The organism is Verrucosispora sp. SN26_14.1 (genome assembly GCF_004307965.1).
Classification (GTDB): domain Bacteria; phylum Actinomycetota; class Actinomycetes; order Mycobacteriales; family Micromonosporaceae; genus Micromonospora.
The window spans coordinates 1-7,017 of record NZ_SISL01000308.1 but is presented as its reverse complement, the minus strand read 5'-3'; the positions used below and the strand labels follow the sequence as shown (position 1 = coordinate 7,017).

The following is a 7,017-nucleotide window of genomic DNA, read 5'->3' as shown; positions in this document are numbered from 1 at the left end:
CGGCGCAGCTCGGCGGGGTCGGCCCCGACGGCGCGCAGCAGGCCGGCAGCGGTCGAGCCCTCGGTGTCCAGCAGCGACAGCAGCAGGTGCCACGGCTCCACGGTGGCGTGCCCGCGCTGGTTGGCCAGGGCGACGGCACCGGTGATGGTCTCGCGGCTCTTGGTGGTGAGGCGTTCGGTGTTCATGGGCTCCCCTGGATCGGTGTGTCCACTGGTACCGACAGAACCAGAGTTGAGCCTATTCCACTCAACCTCAGAGGTGTGACATCCGACACTCCTTCGTGCGGTGGACACCGGGCGCTGCTCACGTCCTGATCCTCCGCCACTGGTCAACGTGTGCCGGGAGCCCTGTCGAGCTGAACCGCCTGTGCTGTCAACGCGGCAGACGGGCCGCACAGGGGCAGTCAGGTGAGTGGCCGCCCGGCACGAAGCTGCCGAGCAGAGCCCAGCTCTGCAAGGAGTACGGCGTCTCGGACACCGTCGTCGGCAAGGCCATGATGATCCTGCGCGCGACCGGACTCACCGAGACTCTGGAGCGGATCACTCCGTCTCGATGGTCACCGCAGTCCAGACCTGGTCGCCGATGAAGCCCGTGCCGAGCAGGACGCCCTCAGGCCCTGTGGCGAAGGCCGTGCCGTCGGGGAGTATCCGCAGGTGATGTCTGTCGGTCAGCGGCCAGGGCAGGTCTACGTACTGGCCACCGACCAGCGCGCCCGCACCTCGCGGGCTGACCACCGCCACCACTCCGTCGCTCAGCGGGACGGCCTGCCCCGTCCCCGGATGCCCCTCGGCAGGCACCCTCTCCCAGGCGGGACCATGCCGCCACACCGCCGGAAACCCGGTGCGATCGGGCCGCTCGCCGACCAGCCACAGCTCACTCTGTACGCGCACCACCCGGAGCACACCCACTGCACCGTCGAACTCCACCGGGGTCGGCCGCCAACTCCGTCCCTCGTCGAGGGAGAGCGCCGCGTACGTTCGGCCGTCGTCGTCCACTCCGGCTGCCACCACCGGACCACGGTGCTCCCCGTCCGGACCCAAGATCCGCCAGTCACTCTCCAACACCGATTGCACCACCGGCAGCTTCGGCTGGACCGGCAGCGGGCGGAGCGTGCGTCCCGTCCAGCGGCCCACCTTTCCCGAACTCTCGATGAGCTGGAAGCGTCCCTGGGCCGCCTGCCACTCCCGGGGCGGGGCCTCACCGGGGGTGTGTCGGAAGGTGTCTCCGCGATCGGTGGACGTCCACCATCCGTGTGGCGAAGCGTGCAGGACCAGGATCCCTTCGGCGGTGTAGAGCTGCTGGACGTCGCCGTCCCGCTGCTGGGTGGTGTCCGGCTGCGGGTGGCGCAGTTGCTGCCAGGAGCGGCCACCGTCCCGGGTCGACCAGAGCAGGGCCGGGCAGTCCGGAGCGGTCGTCTGGTCGTCGCAGGAGGCGAAGAGGGCGTAGCCGTTCTCGGCGTCGACGAACTCGATCTGCGGCGGGGCGTACCGCTGCGGGACGGCCAAGCGGGTGGTGCGGGTCTCCGCGACCGGCGCGGGGGTGGCGGTGACCTGCGGCGGTTCGGGGGCGCTGCGCCGGATGTCGCCGATCGAGCATCCCGCCAGCAGCGTGAACAGCGGGAGAACTGCCAGGCAACGAGTTCGTCGGGCGGTCATACGGCCTCCGTCGCGAGAGTAGCCTGAGCCCGTGCGAGCACGCGTCGAGCAGACCGCTCAACCGGGCACCGGCGTACGCCACGACATGATGACGGAACTCGGCCGCTCGTTGGGGGCACCCTCCCGCCGCCGGGACGCCCTCGGCGCGTCCCGGTCGTCCGCCGTACGCGCAGCGGTCGCCTGAGCCTCGGATGCACGACTTCACCACCCTGCTGATCCAGGTCGGCGCGCTGTTGTTCCTGCTCGGGCTACTCGGCCGGCTCGGCCGGCGGATCGGGCTCTCCCCGATCCCGCTGTACCTGCTGGCCGGTCTGGTCCTCGGTCACGGCGGCGTGCTGGAGCTGCACGCCAGCGAGGAGTTCTTCGCGATCGGTGCGGAGATCGGCGTGATCCTGCTGCTGCTGATGCTCGGCCTGGAGTACTCCGCCGACGAACTGGTCGGCAACCTGCGGGCGGCGGCACCGGCAGGGGTGCTCGACGCGGTGCTCAACGCGCTGCCGGGTGCCGCGTTCGCGCTGCTGCTGGGGTGGGGCTGGGTGGCGGCGGTGGTGCTCGGCGGGATCACCTGGATCTCGTCCTCCGGTGTGATCGCCAAGATCCTGTCGGACCTGGGCCGGCTCGGGAACCGGGAGACGCCGGTGGTCCTGTCGGTCCTGGTGGTCGAGGACCTCGCGATGGCGTTCTATCTGCCGCTGGTGACCGCGCTGCTGGCCGGGGTCGGGCTGGTCAAGGGTGGGGTCGCTCTCGGCGTCGCCGTCCTGACGGTGGTCGTCGTGCTGGTGGTGGCACTCCGCTACGGCGATCTCGTCTCCCGGGCCATGTCCGCCGACCACCCCGAGTCGCTGCTGCTGGGCGTACTCGGTCTGACCCTGCTGGTCGCGGGCGTCGCCGCGAAACTCCAGGTGTCGGCGGCGGTCGGTGCCTTCCTGGTCGGCATCGCGCTCTCCGGGCCGGTGGCCCACCACGCCACCGAACTGCTGACGCCCCTGCGCGACCTCTTCGCCGCCGTCTTCTTCGTCTTCTTCGGGCTCGCCACCGACCCTCGGCACATCCCGCCGGTGCTGCTGCCCGCGGTACTGCTCGCCCTGGTTACCATGGCGACCAAGACGGCGACCGGTTACCTGGCCGCGAGGCGGGTCGGCATCACCGAACCGGGACGCTGGCGGGCCGGACTGACCCTGACACCCCGGGGGGAGTTCTCCATCGTCATCGCCGGCCTCGCGGTGAGCGCCGGCAGTGTTTCGCCGAAGCTGGCCGCCCTGGCCGCCACGTACGTATTGATCACCGTGGTGACCGGGCCTGTGCTGGCCCGACTGCCCGACGCCACCTGGTTCAGGCGCTGGTCGCGACAACGGGCGGCGACGCAGCAGGCCGGGTAGGCAGCGCCGGATCGACCGTGACCGGTGACGGCACAGGGACTGAAAGTGATCGTCGGCCGTCCGGACCACCCCGGCCAGGCAACCGATGCCGAATTGCTTTCCGTAGGGGCTACCCGTACTCACGGGTACCGCGTTACCGTTTCGCCCCAGCAGCCGGGGTTCGCGGGGGGCGGACGCCTCGGTGCCGACGCGAGCGGAAGGTTGGCCGGTGAGCGTGCAGGAATCAACGTTCCACGGCTTCGCCAACCCCGTCGACCCGAGTCCGGCGGAGTTGCGATCGTGGGCGTACCAGCCCGACTCGGTGCCGTTGACGTCCATGCCACCCGACTGGGACCTGCTCGTCTCCGGCGACCGCCTGATCATGACGTTGTTCGACCTGGCGATGGACGCGCACTGCCCGGCCCGCCGGTTCGCGCTGCACTGCCTCTACATCTATGCCGCCGACGGGATCCGGACGAACTTCCGGGCCCACCCGAAGCGTCGCTTCCGCAAGCTCGTCGACCAGGCCGAGCGCAACGGCGACGAGATGATGCGCACCTGGTCGCACAACAGCCGGGTGCTGCTGTCCCGACCGGAGCTGTTCGTGTACCGCGAGTGGTGCGAAGGCGGGTTGGTGCGCGAGGGGCGGCGGCTTTAGCTGCTTGCTGTGGGGGGTGCGGCCCTACCGTTGCTGTGGGGGTGTGGCCTACCGTGCCCGGCTCCGGGCGGTCAGGCTTGATCCCTGCGCCGGGCACGGTAGGGCCACACCTGATGCCGTCGCCTGCCGACCTCGTGAGGGGTGACGTATCTCGGGGGGCGGGGCGGGGGTGCCCACCTGCGGTAGGCGAGGTGCCGTTACCTGCGGTGGAACGGGAACGGGAACGGGCCGGGAGCCCCCGTGGCTCCCGGCCCGTACGTTGTGGCCCCTCAGCGGGGCGGGCCGCCGTGCTCGCGGCGGTGCTGGTCGGTCCGTACCCGACCGGCGCCGTGACCGGCTCGGCCCTGACCTGGGCCGGCGGACCGACCGCCCGACGGGGCGGGTCCGGTGGACCGGCCGCTCCGGCCGCTGAACCGGCCGCTGCGGATCTGATCGGCGAACCGCCCCTTGGTGATCCGGTCGAAGCGCCGTTGGACGTTCTCGGCCAACCGGTCGAGCCGGCGTTCCGCCTGCTCGGCCACCTGCTTCGCCTCGTCCGTCATGGCTCCCCCTGCCAGCGCCGAAGTCCGGATTGAGTTGTTTGGACCTGATTTCAGGGTAACGGAGACGGGCCGGGGACGGGGCGGAATCCGCAGGGTGCGGACCGCGAACGCGATGCCGCCCCGACGCAGACACGAGACGGCCCCGGCACGGTTGTCACCGCACCGGGGCCGTCTCGATCGTCAGCGGCCGGGGCTGCGTCGGGGACGCCAGACCACCAGGGCCGTGGAGGTCTGGTTGGTCGGCACCAGGTCGCGCCCGGGGAAGCGGGCCAGCGACTCCAGCTCGGCCAACCGGCGGTACGCGGCCTCCAGCTCGGCCTCCAACTGGGCGACCCGCTGCTGTGCCTGCTCGAACAGCCGCTCCAAGCCGATGATCCGCTTGATCCCGGCCAGATTGACACCGTCGTCCTGGCTGAGCCGCTGCACCTCGCGCAGCAGGACCACGTCCCGCACGCTGTAGCGGCGACCGCCACCGGCCGCCCGTCCGGCCTGCACCAGGCCGAGCCGGTCGTACTGGCGCAACGTCTGCGGGTGCATCCCCGCCATCCGCGCCGCGACCGAGATCATGAGCACCTTGGCTTCATAGGTGGGGTCATCCGAACCGACGAACCCGTCCATCCCGTTCACCTCCGCACCGCTACACCCATCATCCGCTCCGACGCACCCGCGCGTCGAGATGTTCTCGCGCCGCCGGCGGGGTCTGTGCGGCGAACGTCTCCAGGGCCGCGCGTGCCTCGTCGGAGACCCGGGCCGGCACCACCACGTCGAGTGTGACGAGAAGGTCCCCGGTCTGCCCGTCCCGGCGGCTCACGCCCTTGCCCCGGGCCCGCAGGATCCGCCCGCTCGGCGTACCTCCGGGCACCCGCAGGGTCACCGCGCCGTCGAGCGTCGGCACCCGCAGGTCGGTGCCGAGCACCGCCTCGGTGAAGGTGATCGGCACGGTCAGCGTGAGGTCGTCACCGGAGCGCCCGAACAGCTCGTCCGGACGCACCTTGACGTGCACGAACAGGTCCCCCGCCGGGCCGCCGCGCTCGCCCGGCTCGCCCCGGCCCGCCAGCCGGATCCGCTGCCCGTCGGCCACTCCGGCCGGAAAACGGACGTTGAGCGTACGGGCCTTGGTGACGCCGCCCGTGCCCTGGCACTCCGGGCACTTCTCGTCGACCACGGTCCCGGCGCCCTGGCAGTTGCGGCAGGGCTCGGCGAGGCTGAACGCACCCTGGTTGCGGTGGTTCACCCCGGCGCCGTGGCAGACCTGGCAGGTCCTCGGCACCGTGCCCGGCTTCGCACCGTTGCCGTGACAGGTGTCGCAGACTCCCGGTGCCCGCAGGGTCAGCGGCAGCGTGACCCCTCGGACGGCGTCGTCGAAGTCGAGCGCCACCTCGGTCTCGATGTCGCGACCACGGGCCGGGCCGGTGGCACCGCCACCACCCGCGCCGCCCGAGAAGATCGAGCTGAACAGGTCCGAGATGCCGCCACCGGCGAACCGGCCACCACCGGCCGACTGCGCGTTGCCGAACAGGTCGGAGACGTCGAACGGCATGCCGCCGGGCTGGCCACCCTGGCGGGCACCGCGCCGGAAGGCGCCCGAGCCGAACAGCGAGCGCATCTCGTCGTACTCGCGGCGCTTGGCGTCGTCACCGAGCACCGCGTACGCCTCGGAGACCGACTTGAAGCGCTCCTCGGCCTTGGGGTCGCCGGGGTTGTGGTCCGGGTGCGACTCGCGGGCGAGCTTCCGGTACACCTTCTTGATCTCGTCAGCGGAGGCGGTCTTCGCCACGCCCAGGACCGCGTAGTAGTCCTTCTCGATCCAGTCCTTGGAACTCAACCGTCCACCTCCTCCCCACCTCCGGCTCCGGGCCGTCCCGCCCACCGGAGTTCGGCGGGTGGGACGGCCCGGTCACCGTCGTGCACTATTCCGGGTCGGCGACCGCGACCATCGCGGGTCGCAACAGCCGCTCACCGATCTGGTAGCCCCGACGCATCACCTGCACGCAGGTGGGTTCGGTGACGTCGGCCGAGGTCTGGTGCGCCACGGCCTCGTGCAGCGTCGGGTCGAACGGGTCACCCTGCTCGCCGAACTGGGTCAGCCCGAACTTGCCGAGCGCGGTGGTGAGTTGCTCGGCCACCGAACCGAACGGACCGACCAGGTCGCCGTGTTCCCGGGCCCGGTCCAGGTCGTCCAGGATCGGCAGCAGCGCGGCCAGCACCGAGCCGGTCGCCTGCTCGGTGACCAGAGCACGGTCCCGCTCGACCCGCTTGCGGTAGTTGGCGTACTCGGCGGTGACCCGTTGCAGGTCCCGAGTGCGCTCCTCCAGGTCGGCGCGGAGCGCCTCCACCTCGGCGCCGAGCCCGCGACCGGCCGCCTCGGACGGTTTTCCGACCGGCTTGGCCGGGGAGTCCACCACGGGCGGGCCCTCGGTGGTCGGCTCGCTCAGCGCCTCGGTCTCGACCTCGATCGCGTCGACCACGACCTCGGCGTCCTCGACCAGCCCCTCGGCCGACGTGTCGGAGCCGGCGTCCGCCGCCGTCCCCTCCGGCTCGTGACTCTGGCTGATCTTGCGGTTGTTACGGATGACGACACGCGGCGTCTCGCCGGTGGTCGGCTCGGACGCCGAGCCACCCGGCGCCGACCCGGTGCTGCCCGGGTCGGCGGCTCGTGGCTTCTCCGTCATGCGACTACCTCATCCCTCTGCCCGTGGAGATCGGCTCGGCCAGGACCGTCACTTCTTGTCCTCGTCCACGATCTCCGCGTCGACCACGTCGTCCGCGCCGGGCCGCGCGCCGCCGGCCGGACCGCCGGTGGC

At 71.6% G+C, this 7,017-nt stretch carries 10 protein-coding genes; 4 read left to right on the top strand and 6 right to left on the bottom strand.

Annotated features, from left to right (window positions below):
- The coding region (locus EYA84_RS22660) for a Clp protease N-terminal domain-containing protein (RefSeq protein WP_131055115.1) at window positions 1-185 on the bottom strand (185 nt) is incomplete at its 3' end.
- Between the two features lie 95 nt (window positions 186-280).
- Here EYA84_RS22660 and EYA84_RS22655 point away from each other — a divergent pair.
- Window positions 281-586 carry a GntR family transcriptional regulator gene (locus EYA84_RS22655; RefSeq protein ID WP_236145908.1) on the top strand — a complete coding sequence of 102 codons (306 nt, stop codon included), beginning with the start codon at window positions 281-283 and terminating at the stop codon, window positions 584-586.
- Here the strand turns inward: EYA84_RS22655 and EYA84_RS22650 are convergent.
- Window positions 540-1,655, bottom strand: coding sequence for a hypothetical protein (locus tag EYA84_RS22650; RefSeq protein WP_131055113.1), 1,116 nt, complete (start codon window positions 1,653-1,655; stop codon window positions 540-542). The genes EYA84_RS22655 and EYA84_RS22650 overlap by 47 nt on opposite strands.
- Window positions 1,656-1,686: 31 nt before the next feature.
- Between EYA84_RS22650 and EYA84_RS33595 the strand changes: the two genes are divergently transcribed.
- The 3 genes from EYA84_RS33595 (at window position 1,687) to EYA84_RS22635 (ending at window position 3,671) form a co-directional block, all read left to right on the top strand.
- A complete protein-coding gene (locus EYA84_RS33595) occupies window positions 1,687-1,839 on the top strand; it encodes a hypothetical protein (RefSeq protein ID WP_236145907.1) in 153 nt (50 codons plus the stop codon).
- Between the two features lie 7 nt (window positions 1,840-1,846).
- Window positions 1,847-3,034, top strand: coding sequence for a cation:proton antiporter (locus tag EYA84_RS22640; RefSeq protein ID WP_131055111.1), 1,188 nt, complete (start codon window positions 1,847-1,849; stop codon window positions 3,032-3,034).
- A gap of 208 nt (window positions 3,035-3,242) precedes the next feature.
- Window positions 3,243-3,671 carry a hypothetical protein gene (locus EYA84_RS22635; RefSeq protein ID WP_131055109.1) on the top strand — a complete coding sequence of 143 codons (429 nt, stop codon included), beginning with the start codon at window positions 3,243-3,245 and terminating at the stop codon, window positions 3,669-3,671.
- Window positions 3,672-3,940: 269 nt separating this feature from the next.
- Here EYA84_RS22635 and EYA84_RS22630 read toward each other — a convergent pair whose 3' ends face one another.
- From EYA84_RS22630 to grpE, 4 genes are all read right to left on the bottom strand, one after another.
- Complete coding sequence (locus tag EYA84_RS22630; RefSeq protein WP_131055107.1) at window positions 3,941-4,213, bottom strand: hypothetical protein; 273 nt, start codon at window positions 4,211-4,213, stop codon at window positions 3,941-3,943.
- A 180-nt stretch (window positions 4,214-4,393) separates the two neighbouring features.
- Window positions 4,394-4,831, bottom strand: a complete 438-nt coding sequence (locus EYA84_RS22625; protein ID WP_131055105.1) for a heat shock protein transcriptional repressor HspR — start codon at window positions 4,829-4,831, stop codon at window positions 4,394-4,396.
- A 28-nt stretch (window positions 4,832-4,859) separates the two neighbouring features.
- Window positions 4,860-6,038 carry a molecular chaperone DnaJ gene (gene dnaJ, locus EYA84_RS22620; RefSeq protein WP_131055104.1) on the bottom strand — a complete coding sequence of 393 codons (1,179 nt, stop codon included), beginning with the start codon at window positions 6,036-6,038 and terminating at the stop codon, window positions 4,860-4,862.
- Between the two features lie 85 nt (window positions 6,039-6,123).
- Window positions 6,124-6,885: a nucleotide exchange factor GrpE gene (gene grpE, locus EYA84_RS22615; protein ID WP_131055102.1), complete on the bottom strand. Its 762-nt coding sequence runs from the start codon at window positions 6,883-6,885 to the stop codon at window positions 6,124-6,126.
- Window positions 6,886-7,017 lie beyond the last annotated feature (132 nt).

Excerpts from the sequence above, each read along its gene's own strand:
- EYA84_RS22625 (WP_131055105.1), bottom strand. The coding sequence starts at position 4,831 with ATGGACGGGTTCGTCGGTTCGGATGACCCCACCTATGAAGCCAAGGTG.
- EYA84_RS22630 (WP_131055107.1), bottom strand. The coding sequence starts at position 4,213 with ATGACGGACGAGGCGAAGCAGGTGGCCGAGCAGGCGGAACGCCGGCTC.
- grpE (WP_131055102.1), bottom strand. The coding sequence starts at position 6,885 with ATGACGGAGAAGCCACGAGCCGCCGACCCGGGCAGCACCGGGTCGGCG.
- EYA84_RS22640 (WP_131055111.1), top strand. The coding sequence starts at position 1,847 with ATGCACGACTTCACCACCCTGCTGATCCAGGTCGGCGCGCTGTTGTTC.
- EYA84_RS22650 (WP_131055113.1), bottom strand. The coding sequence starts at position 1,655 with ATGACCGCCCGACGAACTCGTTGCCTGGCAGTTCTCCCGCTGTTCACG.